This window comes from Priestia sp. USM5, from assembly GCF_058323215.1.
In genome coordinates, this window is the sequence record NZ_JBSGKN010000001.1 from 1484152 (window position 1) to 1496783 (window position 12632).

Here is a 12632-nt window from a genome sequence, read left to right on the forward strand (position 1 = left end):
ATGATGTTTTGAAAAAATTTTATTTAAGGATAAGTAAATCCTATCTTATTCAACATTACTGTCTGTTAGCTGAATGAACCTCTCTTTATACACTACTATAAAGAGTAAATTTTTCCTGGTTATAATTAAAAGCAACAATCTTTACGAAAAGAGCCTTAGGAAAATAAAGGATAGCAATAAAAAACGACAATATTGTCGTTTTTTATTGACGAATTAATCGGAGAAGGGTACATTATATTAAAACGACATAGTTGTCGTTTTAATATAAGGAGGCTGAAATGATGCTTATTACGATGTTAACAACAGGAACTCGAGGAGACACCCAGCCTTTTATGGCTTTAGGATTAGAGCTAAAAAAGAAAGGATACCGTGTACGAATTGCCGCTTCAGAAGCTTACCAAAACTTCATAGAATCGTACGGGTTTGAATATGCCATGCTTCGAGGAGATGTTTCTAAAATTATAGAGAGCGGAGCAGCAGACGACGCAATTAATGCAGACAATCCTCTCAAATTTTTTTCAAGCTTAAAAAATGAAAAGATGATGGGTATGATGATTAATATACAAGAAGATTTGCACAAAGCATGCAAAGGAGCCGATGCAATTGTATATCATCCAGGTGCGGCAATTGGTTACTTTGCTGCTAAAGAGATGAATATACCAAGTATCTTAGCCAGCCCTTTTCCAATGACACCAACAAAAGACTATCCAGCTTTAATTTTTTATGATCGACCACGATTTGGAAAAATATACAATAAGCTGACGCATCTCATTTTTGCATGGGGATTTTGGAAAGTAGTAAGTGGTCCTTTAAAAAAATATTGGGTTCAGCAGCATGGAGAAGGACCTGAAGATTTTTTATGTCCGTACCCAAAGCAGCGTACAGCAGCTAACCCAACTATTATTTCATCAAGTCCCGCCGTATTTTCCGTCTCTAAAGATTGGCCTGAACACGTTCATTCCTACGGAAATTGGTTTATGGACAGTGACCATAGCTATCAGCCGGAAGAGAAGCTGGAAAGATTTTTAAAGAATGGAGAACCGCCGGTTTATATTGGATTTGGAAGTGTTGGGGATAAAAAAAACGCAGACGAAACGACTGCTTTAGTGGTTAAAGCCTTAAAACTTGCCGGGAAACGAGGTATCATCAATATAGGAGGAAGTGGAATGAATCACACGAGGGAGATAACAGAAGACATTTTATTTGTAAAAGATATCCCTCATGAGTGGCTGTTTCCTAAAATGTCTGCCGTTGTTCATCATGGAGGAGCGGGAACAACAGCCGAAGGCCTTCGAGCTGGTGTTCCAAGTGTTATTATTCCTTATGGAAATGACCAATTCGCTTGGGGAAGAAAAATTTATGAGCTGGGAGCTGGAGCAAAAGCCATTCCTAGAAAAGAATTGACGGCTGAAAAATTATCCGCAGCTATTTCCTATACGCAAGTTAATGAAATTCAATCCAAAGCACAAGAAATCGGAAAACAAATCCGAGCTGAAAAAGGAGCCGAAAAAGCAGCTCAGGTTATTATTAATGCACTCGAGACATTCGGGAATAAATAAAAAGTAAGCGAGCGTGAAAAAAATGCCAAAAGTAAGGGAAGGATACGCTGAAAAAAAGAAGCAAGAGATTTTAGAAGCAGCCAAAAGAGTATGCAAGAGCAAACCGGTGCATGATGTAGCCATGCGAGATATCGTTTTGGAAGCTGGAATGAGTCAAGGAGGCGTGTACAAATATTTTTCAAACCTTGATGAAGTATTTGTCGGACTTCTTAATCAAGAAAGCGTCAGCTATAAAGTAAAAGATAAAATTGAAGCCCTGCTTCAGACAAAGAAAGACTCCTTTGAAATGCTGCATGATTTTATTATGTATATTGGAGAGCATATCCAAGAATCGATGACAGCAGGAGGAGAAATTTACTTTGAACTAGTAGCGTTGTATTCAAAAGACCCTCAGCGTTTTATGAAAATTAAAGATCAGCTAGTTGAAGTCTCTAACCTTAAATATATTCAAAAAAAACTTCACGACTTTATTACGCAGCAAATAGAAGTAAAGAATTTCTCTCCGGCTGTACCAACAGATGATCTGCTAGCTTTTATGGCTACAACGATCAACGGAATTACACAAAATCCAGCGCCGGTTTACAACGTCGATGAAAAGAAACAAGTTGCTGAGGCGGGAAACGTAGAACGGCATGTCAATACGCTTTCAATAGCCGTTCGGAAGCTATTAGGAGAATAAGTACAGCTGCAATCTTGAAATGTTCCTTATCGTATGGCTAGCAGCGGTAAGTATAGTGAGAAAAAAGGTACTCACTTCTTCGTCTCCTTTGAATAGTTTTGCAAAAATTAAGCATAATACGACTGCAAACTATATTTAAGGAGATGGAAAAAATGAAAAAAGGACTTATCATTGCTTCTTCAGTTCTTTTTCTTTCTGGCTTAGCTGCGTGCGGAGGAAATAAAGACAATAACGCAATGGACAATACTCAAAATGATTTACGCAACACTTCTACAAACGACGGAGTTGATAACAATATCCCAATGGATAATACCGATCAGCCGACCAAGTCAGTTGAAGCAGCGCAAAATGTAGAAGATATGAAGAAAGTTGATGATGCATATGTGCTTCGTGATAATAACAACGCCTATGTAACAGTAGACCTAGCTGGAAATGACGCAGCGGACAACAATGATAACGGCAAGGTGAACACCGTAACGTATAACGGCGATACTTATCATGAAGTTTCAACTGATTTTGAACAAAAAATTGCGGACCGCGTGAGAGAAGCAGATAGTAAAATTGACAAAGTATACGTGGCGTTTGTCAACACGGGTTTAGACAATATGAATAACAACAATAACGTACCTGGTGTAGATAAAAATGACAACATCTATAAAGATGATGAAAAAGACAACAACCGTGATCCGGAAGATATTGTAGAAGATCCAAAAGATATGATGGATCGTAACAACAAAGATCAATAACATAAAAAGGCCTCTGAATCACCAGAGGCCTTTGGTTCATTAACTAAGTTCAAGTAAAGAAATAAAAATCGGAAGAACACAGCAAGAAACGGCTGAAATAAAATCAAGCTCGTTCTGTTTTTTTGCAGAAAGCGTGAACTCCATCAAAATAATTGTCAGGATACTCATGAAAAGCGTTGCATAAAAAAGAAAATCGCGCTGACTTTCCACTAAAAACAACACCGCATTTAAAATTAAAATAACGGCATAAAGAAACTTAAGCAGCACGTGAAGCTGCATGCTGAATTTATTCTCTTGTTTGTAGCGCAAGATATAGACAAAAAAGAAAATAAATAAAGTTAATTGCCATGAGGCAGGAAGTAACTGCTGCCATAGATTGTCCAAGAAACTCATTCCTCCTATAAAACGATGATGCATATATGTATAACATACATTTTTATTTTAAAAGTGAAGGGTATCTTTAGGCAAGAACAATTCTTCCTTTTTTATTCTTTTTCTTATACAGGCTTTCAACATAAAAAAAGAATGGTCGCAATGACCATTCTTTTTACTTCACTTCAATTAAAACCTTCGTACCGTCTGGAAACTCATCTACTTGATGTGAAATCCAAGACCCGGCGCCTCGGTTGTCTGAAGGCTTTACATATTCAATATCTGCGCCGCTTCCGCCTTCTTCACAAAAGGCCATCGGAAACTCATCTCGGTCATAGCCGCTTTTAGTCGGAATGCCTTTTAAAGACTCACGGCGGTTTTCTTCAGCACCGTCTCGATCGATTGTACAAACAGCCGATTTTCCTTTATCGATTGCATGTTGAATGTGCGCTGCAGTTTCAGGATAACGATCAGCAGGGAAGGTAATTACTTCATCGTAGGAGGGATTCGTTGAAGAGTTCTGCTCTAACGGATTTCCTTCAATCATAACAATAACGGCTATTACTAAAATTAAAATACCAGAAACAATTTTTTTCAACCTGTAAAACTCCTTTATAAAACGTTTATCACTCTTATTGTAAAGTAATAAGAAAAAAATGTAAAAACATATAATGGAACTAGCTAGAATTCATAAGACCAACATAAGCTCACGTTCAGCTGCTGAACGTGAGCTTATGTCTAATGATGAGAGTGGTGATGATGCGTTTCTTTTTCAGCTGGCTGCAGTGAACGTAACTCTTCTTTTGATAATTTGCCTACTGCGACTTGCTGAGTAGGAAGAATGTGCTCACCGCGAGCATTAATATCGGTTTTAATATAGTAAATACCATCCTCATTAAAGGCAGCTTTTGCTTTATACATACTGCCGTCATAATGTGCCTTTATTGTTTCAACTTTACCGGGAGCATCTTTTTTCCACACGTTAAACTGAACGATTTTGGCGTCATCCACCGTTTTATTTTCTTGCATTACGTGCACTTTTAGTACCTGTGTGCTCTGTGGCTCTATATTTTCAGGAAGCATCACATGCGCCGACAGAGGCTTTTGCTGCTTGTAGAGCTGGTCTGCGTCACTGTTTACAGAGCACGCGGAAAGCACAAGCGTACTGAGTATGACTAGTCCGGACATTTTCCATTTATTCATTGTCACTGCACCTCACATCGTTTCATCAATCATGCGTTTAAAAATCGCTTCAATGCTGGAATTCGTTTGATAACAAAAAAATCTAAAAGCCACACGATAATCAAAGACAGTCCGACTAAAGGAAAGAGGATACCAAACACGACGATTATACACGTCACGATTCGCATTGCATTTCCTTCAGGAACTTTAGGAGCCCCCATGTTTTTAGCTGGTTTTCGTTTCCACCACAGTAAGGCTCCGCTGATAGCGATACCAGCAATTCCGATACAAATAATAAGGCCCATAAGCTGATTGATAAATCCAAACTGTGTGCCTTTATGAAGCGTAATACCAAGCGCAATCAATTTGCCCATAAATCCATAGTTGTCGTACCGATAATCGGCTAACACAGCTCCGGTATATTGATCAAGGTGAATGGTTGCTTCATCTTGAGCTCTTGGTGAAAAAACGGAGAGCGTATACACACCTTGAGCGTCGTGCGGAATAGAAATGGTGTAGCCGTCGTGCATATGCTGTTCTCTTGCAATACCTACAATGTCATCAAGCGATACTTTTGTATATTGTGAAGCTGTGGAGCTTGGCACTTCTAACGTTTCAGCTCCCCAAGGCACGTCCGCAACATCTTTTGTTTGCACGGTTGAAGTAGGAGCACTGCCTACCCAAACAGACGGAGGATACCCAACACCTGCGTTTGTGGCGACTTGCTGAAACGCATTGCCCCACAGTCCTGACCACGGAAGTCCCGTTAGTACAAGAAAAAGCATCCCGGCTGAAATCCAAAAGGCCGGTACTGCATGAAGGTCACGTATCAGTACATTTTTACCTTTTGAAAAACGAGGAATCAGCACGCCTTTTATTTTGTCTTTTTTGCGCGGCCACCATAAAAAAGCGCCGGTTACAATTAAGACAATTGCCCAGCAGGCCGCAAGTTCTACGATACGATCACCTGCTGTTCCCGCCATCAGCTCTCCGTGAAATTCTTCAATTTGATTCATCAAGCGACTGGAATCATCTACTTTTCCTATGATGTGACCATTGTGAGGGTTAACAAACATCGTATATGTATGGTCTTTTAATGAAATTCCTACTTCTGAAGAACGAGTAGAGCGATCACTGGGCTTATACGTCAACACATCAGCGTCTGGATACTTTTCCTTTACAGCCTGTACTTGTGCTGAAGGGGATACGGACTGTGACTGAGCTTGTACATGATAGAAGTCGTGATACAGTTTTTCTTCAATTTGAGGCTTGAATAAATACATCCCGCCCGTAACAGCTAATATAAGAAGAAACGGAGTAAACATTAAACCTGCATAAAAATGCCAGCGCCATATGGCTTTGTATAGACCTTGAGAACGCGCCGTGCTTTTTTTCGTTGTACTTGCTGATTCTTCGCGCTTTTCCTGCATCGTTTTTTCCTCCTTTTTACTAACTAACGTGCTTTTATTATAGAAGGAAAGGGAGAATTAGCCATCACCCCTGAGAGTGATTGTTGGGGTTTATAAGAGGAAGGGGGTAATAAAAAAACAGCTCGTGAAAGCTGTTAGTTCATTAAGCCATTTTGAAACGCATAGCTTGTCAGCTGCACGCGGTTTTCTAAATGAAGCTTACTTAAAATATTTTTCAAATGGCTTTTTACCGTGTGTTCAGAAATAAATAACTGCGCCGAGATATCGCGGTTTGACAGCCCTTTAGCCACTAATTGAAGCACTTCAAGCTCCCGTGCAGAAAGGGGAGTGTCTGGCTTTGTAATCGATGTTTCCTGCGGAAACTCTTTTAAAATTTGAAACGCAATTTCTTTTGACATAGGAACTTCATCTAAAGCGAACGCACGCAAATAGTCGTACCACACTTCAGACTGCAGGTTTTTTAACAAATAGCCCTGGGCGCCTTTTTTCAGCGCATCAAACAAATCCGTAATATCGTCTGAAACCGTGATGACCACAATTTTAACATACGGAAACTGAAGCTTAATTTGTTTTGTGGCTTCTAATCCATTCATCACAGGCATTTTAATATCCATTAGCACAATGTCAGGCATTAATTTTTCGGTTAGTTCGATTGCTTCCTGCCCGTTGGTTCCTTCGCCAACAATCATAAAATCTTCATATTCTTCTAAAATATCGCGAATGCCTTCTCTTGCGTGAGCGTGATCATCTACAATCAAAATACGAAACGGCTGCATTTACGTAACCTCCTTTTTAATACTAACAATGGTCTGGTTCTGTTTTCGTTGAATGGAAAAGTCCCAGTTCATATCTTTGGCACGATCTTTCATAATTTGCAGGCCAAGACCGGCCTTAAGAGATTCAGAGGTGAAACCTATACCGAAATCTGTAATTTCACAAATCCATCCGCCTGCCGTTTCACCGGCTGTAATCCAGATTTTATTTGTTTTTGCATGTTTAATGACGTTCATAGCAGCTTCTTTCACACAGGCAAACAGCTCATTTTTTTCTTTTCTCGAAAGCGTTGTTTCTGACAGTCTCCAATCTAAATTGACATCTAGTAAATGAGTATGTGTTAAATCATCGACGTATTGATGAATGCTTTCAGTCCAGCTTTCTGAAGAGTCTGAAGGAGAGTGCTTTAAATTTGTAATCGCTTGGCGCGTATCGTCATGAACATGCTGCAGAGTTTGCTTCATTCGGATAAAATCAGGATCCTGCTCTAAGTTGTTTTTTCTTCCAAACTTGTTCATTTTAACAGATAGGAGAAACAGCGACTGCGCAATGCCGTCATGCAGTTCACGAGCTAATTTTTCACGCTCAATAAGCGCAGCTTTCTTTTCTTTTTCTTGCCTTAGTTCCTCTTGCATTTTTTCTAAAATAGAAAATAAATAGCGGACAAACACAAGCGTTACAAAAAAGACAAGCAGCGGAGAAAGAACATTTCCCATGTCCATTGAGATGTAAGGGAGCAAAAAGGCATGGCGAACATACTCCCAAAGTGCGATGGTCAGAGTTGGAAGAAGCAAAATCAGCCATTTAATTTGTCTATATTTCACGGTATCCCTTCTTTCATCCATAAAATGTGTCTATATTTTATCATTTGAGCGGAAAATTACTAGAGGAAAGAAGAGAAATCACTCTTAGGGGTGAGTGGATAAAGTGAATAAAGAAAATCTTATCTGCAATATCATACAAGAAAAATTCTCGAGTCAATGGTATGGTTAAAAAGCTTAAGATGTGACAAGGAGTGATTTATTAATGGCAAAAGAAATTCGGACAGCGCACGTTGACGCTGATTTACATATTGAAGCTTACCGTTTTAAAGGAATTATGCAAAAGTTTCCTGCTCATTTTCACGAGTATTATGTGATTGGATTTATTGAAGAAGGTCAGCGTCATTTAATTTGCCAAGGCAAAGAATACATCATTAATCCAGGCGATTTGCTGCTGTTTAATCCGTATGATGTTCATAGCTGTGAACAAATAGACGGCAAAACACTTGATTATCGCTGTATTAACGTAACGCCAGACGCGATGAAAAAAGCTGTTTTTGACATTAACGGCAGTGAAAGTCTTCCGCGTTTTAACAGCAATGTGGTACAAAGAAGTGAGGCTGTCTCTAGTTTAAAAGAGCTTCATTTGCAAATTTTAAATGGTGAACATGAGTTTAAGAAAGAAGAGTTATTTTTATATTTGCTAGAAGAACTCATGCACGATCATTCAAACCTTTCCTTTTTTTCGTCAGCTGCTGACACGTCTTATGAAATCAAAACAATCTGCAGCTATTTGGAAGACAACTATACAAACAAGATCACGCTGGATGAGTTAAGTCAGCTAATTGGATGGAGCAAATACCGGCTGCTGCGCTCTTTTACAAAGCAAAAAGGAATCTCTCCATACAGCTATTTAGAAACAGTTCGAATCAATCAGGCTAAAAAGCTTCTAGAACAGGGACAAAAACCGATTGACGTCTCCTTTTTAACTGGATTCAGTGATCAAAGTCATTTGACTCGATTTTTTAAAAGTCAGGTGGGGCTAACGCCAAAACAATACATGAAAATCTTTGAAAGTGAAAAGAAAACAGAATGCTAGTAATAGCTTAAAAAGGAGAGAAGAGCTGTGGATCATTTAGCTGCTTATATGCTGATGGTGCTGGTTATGTCAATGATACCTGGTGCTGATACGATTCTTATCATGAAAAATACGCTTCATCACGGAGCAAAAGCAGGACGTTTTACCATACTCGGCATGGCTACAGGCCTCACGTTTTGGACGTTAATTGCTGTGCTTGGCTTGTCTGTTGCTATCGCGCAGTCGGTGTATCTGTTCAACACCATTAAATATATAGGTGCCGCGTATTTATTTTACTTAGGTATCAGGGTATTTCTGACAAAAAATACGCTCTCATTGGAGCACATTTCAGAAGAAGAAAAAGCTGTTAAGCCTTCATCTAATCACGCCTATAAAGAATCATACATACAGGGAGCTCTTAGTAATTTTCTTAACCCTAAAACGGTATTGGTTTATATTACATTCATGCCACAGTTTATCAACTTGGATGCTCACACGAATCAGCAGCTGCTTATGCTTGGTTTTATTCTTACCCTCATAGCGGTAAGTTGGTTTTTAATCTTAGTGTATGTAGTAGATTACGTGAAAAAATGGCTTAAAAAACCGATGTTTCAAAAAGCTTTTCAGAGATGCAGCGGAGTGCTGCTGATTGGTTTTGGAATAAGAACAATCGTGTAATAGTAGCTAGTAAGCAAAAAAGAGGCTGGGATAAAAATATGTTAGTTGAAGGAAGATCCGAATGAGTTTGATTCTTGATGGAGAATCAAACTCGTTCGGATTTTTTATTAGTATGGTGAACATAGCCTTCGTATATTTATTCAGTTATTTCTAGCTGTTGATTGGAGGGCAAGGCGAAGACTCCTGCGGGAAAAGCGGAACAGGTGAGACCCCGTAGAAGCGCAAGCGACGAGGAGGCTCACCGGCCGCCCGCGGAAAGCGAAGCCATGCACGGAAATCAACAGCAGTGTAACAAGCCACCGATACTAGTTCATGTATTCAATTTTATCGTCTTTAAATTGTATTGATTTAGCTATATCTCAATCTCTTTTCTTAACGTTTAAAAACACGTAAACGAAACAATTTGTCGTGTATCGACACCGAAAATGGTCCAAAAACGTCCGTTCCATCTAAATCCTGCAACCGATCGCGGTCCTACAAAAATAGGGAAATACCAGAAGCTAGAGCCGTTTCTAAGCCATATGAACGTATTGCGGAATAGACAAAGAGAAATGGCTCCTGGGTCAACAGCAAATGGAGTTGCCGTTTGCTGAGCTGGAATAAATGCCGGCGGAGGGGAAGTTGGAGCTTGCTGCGGGTCAGGTGTAGGTAAACCGCCTGGTGGTCTAGGTGGACCGGGCGGGAGTTGAGGTCCAGGAAATCGTGCTGGGTAAAAATAAAAATCCATGTAATTAATGTCCATTTTTTAAGCACCTCTATTTTCTTAATCACTATTTTATAAAGTATGAGAAAGCTGCCTAAAGGGATTGGGCAACTATAGCTTTTTTTACATAGGTCTTTTTTATGAAGAAAAGTTTGGTTCTTAAGTCGGGAATGAATTCCTTCATGAACTCGATAAAAACTGAATAGGATAAAACAGAGTGTGTTTTTAGAGGAGGACTTTTCATGGATAACAATCCAAAAAAGATGTTTACACCGGTTAAGACCTATCAACCTTTCCACAGTATCTATGATCCGTGCCGGCCGATAGGAGTTAAATATTATTCTACGCCGCCTCAATTATACATGGGATTTCAGCCCGCGAATCTGCAGCAGTTTTCACCGAAAGAAGCGCTAAAAAAAGGAACGCTGTGGCCGGCTTTTTGGGACTACTATGAAAATCCATACAAAGATAAGAAGAGGGATGAAGAATGAAAAAACTACCTCCGGAGTACTATCAGGATTTAGAAGAAATACAGGCGATTGATTTTGCACTTGTAGAATTAACGCTGTATTTAGATACCCATCCAAATGACCAGCAGGCTATGCAGCAGTTTAACGAATACGCGCAGCAGGCTATGCAGTTAAAAAGAAACTTTGAAACAAAGTACGGGCCGCTCCAGCAGTATGGAAACAGCTATACCGACGGGAAGTGGAGCTGGGGAACAAGCCCTTGGCCATGGCAAATATAAGCAGATAAAGGCGGGAACTATATGTGGGTGTATGAAAAGAAATTGCAGTATCCAGTTAAAGTAAGTACGTGTAATCCAACGCTTGCCAAATATTTAATGGAACAGTACGGGGGAGCGGACGGAGAACTTGCAGCTGCACTTCGTTATTTGAATCAGCGCTATACCATTCCCGATAAAGTTGTTGGACTGCTAAACGATATCGGGACAGAAGAGTTTGCTCATCTTGAAATGATTGCGACGATGATTTATAAGCTAACAAAAGATGCAACGCCGGAGCAGCTGAAGGCAGCTGGATTGACAGAACACTATGTAAACCATGATAGTGCACTTTATTACAATAATGCTGCTGGCGTTCCGTTTACCGCTACGTATATACAGGCAAAAGGAGATCCGATTGCAGATCTTTATGAAGACATAGCGGCAGAAGAAAAAGCAAGAGCTACATATCAATGGTTAATTGATATATCAGATGATCCTGATTTAAACGACAGCTTACGATTTTTACGAGAAAGAGAGATTGTTCATTCACAGCGTTTCCGTGAGGCCGTGGAGATTTTAAAAGATGACAGAGACAGGAAGAAAATCTTTTAACTAGCAAAAAACATCCCTCTTTGCGAATGCAAATGAAAGGAGGGATGTTTTTTATTATGGCAGCGTTGATTATGCGCTAGAACTGCAGTGACAAGAAACAACCTTTAATGTTCCTTCAACATCTTTCCAAATTCGCGTATAGCAGTATTCGCCTCCAATAGATTCACCAGTTGCCAGCGACCCATTTAACGCTACTTTTGTAACCGTAACGGCAAGTTCTTGAAACATTTTAATTTCTTGTTCCAACACTTCGATGCCCGCTATATCAAGACTTTTTGAACGATGAGCATTTATATCTTGCTCTTTTGACAACCATTGCCCAAAGTGATTCACAAAAATAAGCTCATCTGAAAGTAATTCTTCTAATAACTCTACGTTATTAGAAAGCATGGCTGAGCGAAGCATTTCTTCGTATTCTATCACTCTTGCTTGGTTCATTTTTAATCCTCCTTTACGCCTTGTGTAACCCTTTTCTATTTCCACCTTACTTTTCCTTTAAACTTCTTCCTTTAATAGGTTGTGTTAAATTATGTTAATCAAGGGGATAAGCGGACTAATTTTCTGTAAGCATAAAATATTCTGAAAGACTCCATTATTTACCTTTAAATGGTATAAAATTAGATTGAAAGAACCTTTTCTTTCCACTTGTCTGGTTATCTTTTTACTATTAAGAAGCAGTTTTTTATACTTGTAATTGTAGCGGAATGAACGTTCATTCCGTCTTTGGAAAGAGGTGATAAAGTGGAATCTACTCCAACAAAACAAAAAGCGATTTTTTCTGCTTCGCTTCTGCTGTTTGCAGAAAGAGGATTTGATGCAACAACGATGCCAATGATTGCAGAAAATGCCAAAGTAGGAGCAGGAACAATTTATCGCTACTTTAAAAATAAAGAAAGCCTTGTAAATGAATTATTTCAACAGCATGTAAACGAGTTTTTACAGTGTATTGAAAGCGGCCTGGCTAACGAAAGAGAAGGATATCGAGATGGATTTCATCATATCTTTGAAGGTATGGTGACATTCACTAAAAATCATCCTCGTGCGCTTGGCTTTATTAAAACTCATAGTCAAGGAGCTTTTTTAACAGAAGAGAGTCGCTTAGCCTATCAAAAGCTGGTGGAATTTGTTTGCACGTTCTTCAGAGAAGGACAAAAGCAAGGCATTATTAGAAACCTTCCTGAAAATGCGCTCATTGCTATTTTATTTGGAAGCTTTATGGAAGTATATGAAATGATTGAAAATGACTATTTATCTTTAACTGATGAACTTCTTGCCGGCGTAGAAGAGAGTCTGTGGGCAGCACTTAGCAGACAATCATGAAACTTAACAAG

The 12632-nt window shown here is 39.3% G+C and carries 17 protein-coding genes; 9 read left to right on the forward strand and 8 right to left on the reverse strand.

The window, feature by feature from the left end; translation table 11 throughout:
• Positions 1-281: 281 nt before the first annotated feature.
• The 3 genes from ACWATA_RS08075 to ACWATA_RS08085 all read left to right on the forward strand — a co-directional run bounded on the left by ACWATA_RS08075 (position 282) and on the right by ACWATA_RS08085 (position 2984).
• Positions 282-1559, forward strand: a complete 1278-nt coding sequence (locus ACWATA_RS08075; protein ID WP_473049756.1) for a glycosyltransferase — start codon at positions 282-284, stop codon at positions 1557-1559.
• A 22-nt stretch (positions 1560-1581) separates the two neighbouring features.
• Positions 1582-2238: a TetR/AcrR family transcriptional regulator gene (locus ACWATA_RS08080; protein WP_430048450.1), complete on the forward strand. Its 657-nt coding sequence runs from the start codon at positions 1582-1584 to the stop codon at positions 2236-2238.
• A gap of 152 nt (positions 2239-2390) precedes the next feature.
• Positions 2391-2984 carry a hypothetical protein gene (locus ACWATA_RS08085; RefSeq protein ID WP_473049757.1) on the forward strand — a complete coding sequence of 198 codons (594 nt, stop codon included), beginning with the start codon at positions 2391-2393 and terminating at the stop codon, positions 2982-2984.
• 39 nt (positions 2985-3023) lie between these two features.
• On the opposite strand, the gene ACWATA_RS08090 is transcribed toward ACWATA_RS08085, so the two are convergent.
• The 6 genes from ACWATA_RS08090 to ACWATA_RS08115 form a co-directional block, all read right to left on the reverse strand.
• On the reverse strand, positions 3024-3368 hold the full coding sequence (locus ACWATA_RS08090; protein ID WP_028414497.1) for a DUF1516 family protein: 345 nt from the start codon (positions 3366-3368) through the stop codon (positions 3024-3026).
• Between the two features lie 163 nt (positions 3369-3531).
• Positions 3532-3903 (reverse strand): NucA/NucB deoxyribonuclease domain-containing protein, encoded by a 372-nt coding sequence (locus ACWATA_RS08095; protein WP_372454473.1) that lies wholly within the window; start codon positions 3901-3903, stop codon positions 3532-3534.
• A gap of 191 nt (positions 3904-4094) precedes the next feature.
• Positions 4095-4559 carry a FixH family protein gene (locus tag ACWATA_RS08100; protein WP_473049758.1) on the reverse strand — a complete coding sequence of 155 codons (465 nt, stop codon included), beginning with the start codon at positions 4557-4559 and terminating at the stop codon, positions 4095-4097.
• A gap of 29 nt (positions 4560-4588) precedes the next feature.
• A complete protein-coding gene (locus tag ACWATA_RS08105; protein ID WP_168761021.1) occupies positions 4589-5968 on the reverse strand; it encodes a PepSY-associated TM helix domain-containing protein in 1380 nt (459 codons plus the stop codon).
• Positions 5969-6102: 134 nt separating this feature from the next.
• Positions 6103-6744 (reverse strand): response regulator, encoded by a 642-nt coding sequence (locus ACWATA_RS08110; RefSeq protein WP_033580507.1) that lies wholly within the window; start codon positions 6742-6744, stop codon positions 6103-6105.
• Positions 6745-7566, reverse strand: coding sequence for a sensor histidine kinase (locus ACWATA_RS08115; RefSeq protein ID WP_028414492.1), 822 nt, complete (start codon positions 7564-7566; stop codon positions 6745-6747).
• A gap of 202 nt (positions 7567-7768) precedes the next feature.
• Here ACWATA_RS08115 and ACWATA_RS08120 point away from each other — a divergent pair, with 202 nt between their 5' ends.
• Positions 7769-8602, forward strand: a complete 834-nt coding sequence (locus ACWATA_RS08120) for an AraC family ligand binding domain-containing protein (RefSeq protein ID WP_168761020.1) — start codon at positions 7769-7771, stop codon at positions 8600-8602.
• 27 nt (positions 8603-8629) lie between these two features.
• Positions 8630-9259 carry a LysE family translocator gene (locus ACWATA_RS08125; protein ID WP_473049759.1) on the forward strand — a complete coding sequence of 210 codons (630 nt, stop codon included), beginning with the start codon at positions 8630-8632 and terminating at the stop codon, positions 9257-9259.
• 379 nt (positions 9260-9638) lie between these two features.
• Here the strand turns inward: ACWATA_RS08125 and ACWATA_RS08130 are convergent, their stop codons facing one another.
• Positions 9639-10001, reverse strand: a complete 363-nt coding sequence (locus ACWATA_RS08130; RefSeq protein WP_033580509.1) for a hypothetical protein — start codon at positions 9999-10001, stop codon at positions 9639-9641.
• 203 nt (positions 10002-10204) lie between these two features.
• Here ACWATA_RS08130 and ACWATA_RS08135 point away from each other — a divergent pair, with 203 nt between their 5' ends.
• The 3 genes from ACWATA_RS08135 to cotJC are packed head-to-tail and all read left to right on the forward strand — an operon-like array spanning position 10205 to position 11301.
• Positions 10205-10453, forward strand: coding sequence for a spore coat associated protein CotJA (locus ACWATA_RS08135; protein ID WP_033580510.1), 249 nt, complete (start codon positions 10205-10207; stop codon positions 10451-10453).
• A complete protein-coding gene (locus ACWATA_RS08140) occupies positions 10450-10710 on the forward strand; it encodes a spore coat protein CotJB (RefSeq protein WP_025751042.1) in 261 nt (86 codons plus the stop codon). The genes ACWATA_RS08135 and ACWATA_RS08140 overlap by 4 nt, the downstream gene beginning before the upstream one ends.
• 21 nt (positions 10711-10731) lie before the next feature.
• Positions 10732-11301 (forward strand): spore coat protein CotJC, encoded by a 570-nt coding sequence (cotJC, locus tag ACWATA_RS08145; RefSeq protein WP_025751043.1) that lies wholly within the window; start codon positions 10732-10734, stop codon positions 11299-11301.
• Positions 11302-11370: 69 nt separating this feature from the next.
• Here cotJC and ACWATA_RS08150 read toward each other — a convergent pair whose 3' ends face one another.
• Positions 11371-11739, reverse strand: coding sequence for a nuclear transport factor 2 family protein (locus ACWATA_RS08150; RefSeq protein ID WP_394531916.1), 369 nt, complete (start codon positions 11737-11739; stop codon positions 11371-11373).
• A 303-nt stretch (positions 11740-12042) separates the two neighbouring features.
• Here ACWATA_RS08150 and ACWATA_RS08155 point away from each other — a divergent pair, with 303 nt between their 5' ends.
• Complete coding sequence (locus ACWATA_RS08155) at positions 12043-12621, forward strand: TetR/AcrR family transcriptional regulator (RefSeq protein ID WP_028414486.1); 579 nt, start codon at positions 12043-12045, stop codon at positions 12619-12621.
• Positions 12622-12632: the final 11 nt, after the last annotated feature.

Excerpts from the sequence above, each read along its gene's own strand:
- ACWATA_RS08095 (WP_372454473.1), bottom strand. The coding sequence starts at position 3,903 with ATGATTGAAGGAAATCCGTTAGAGCAGAACTCTTCAACGAATCCCTCC.
- ACWATA_RS08085 (WP_473049757.1), top strand. The coding sequence starts at position 2,391 with ATGAAAAAAGGACTTATCATTGCTTCTTCAGTTCTTTTTCTTTCTGGC.
- ACWATA_RS08135 (WP_033580510.1), top strand. The coding sequence starts at position 10,205 with ATGGATAACAATCCAAAAAAGATGTTTACACCGGTTAAGACCTATCAA.
- ACWATA_RS08100 (WP_473049758.1), bottom strand. The coding sequence starts at position 4,559 with ATGAATAAATGGAAAATGTCCGGACTAGTCATACTCAGTACGCTTGTG.
- ACWATA_RS08150 (WP_394531916.1), bottom strand. The coding sequence starts at position 11,739 with ATGAACCAAGCAAGAGTGATAGAATACGAAGAAATGCTTCGCTCAGCC.
- ACWATA_RS08130 (WP_033580509.1), bottom strand. The coding sequence starts at position 10,001 with ATGGACATTAATTACATGGATTTTTATTTTTACCCAGCACGATTTCCT.
- ACWATA_RS08105 (WP_168761021.1), bottom strand. The coding sequence starts at position 5,968 with ATGCAGGAAAAGCGCGAAGAATCAGCAAGTACAACGAAAAAAAGCACG.
- ACWATA_RS08080 (WP_430048450.1), top strand. The coding sequence starts at position 1,582 with ATGCCAAAAGTAAGGGAAGGATACGCTGAAAAAAAGAAGCAAGAGATT.
- ACWATA_RS08120 (WP_168761020.1), top strand. The coding sequence starts at position 7,769 with ATGGCAAAAGAAATTCGGACAGCGCACGTTGACGCTGATTTACATATT.
- ACWATA_RS08110 (WP_033580507.1), bottom strand. The coding sequence starts at position 6,744 with ATGCAGCCGTTTCGTATTTTGATTGTAGATGATCACGCTCACGCAAGA.
- ACWATA_RS08075 (WP_473049756.1), top strand. The coding sequence starts at position 282 with ATGCTTATTACGATGTTAACAACAGGAACTCGAGGAGACACCCAGCCT.
- ACWATA_RS08140 (WP_025751042.1), top strand. The coding sequence starts at position 10,450 with ATGAAAAAACTACCTCCGGAGTACTATCAGGATTTAGAAGAAATACAG.
- cotJC (WP_025751043.1), top strand. The coding sequence starts at position 10,732 with ATGTGGGTGTATGAAAAGAAATTGCAGTATCCAGTTAAAGTAAGTACG.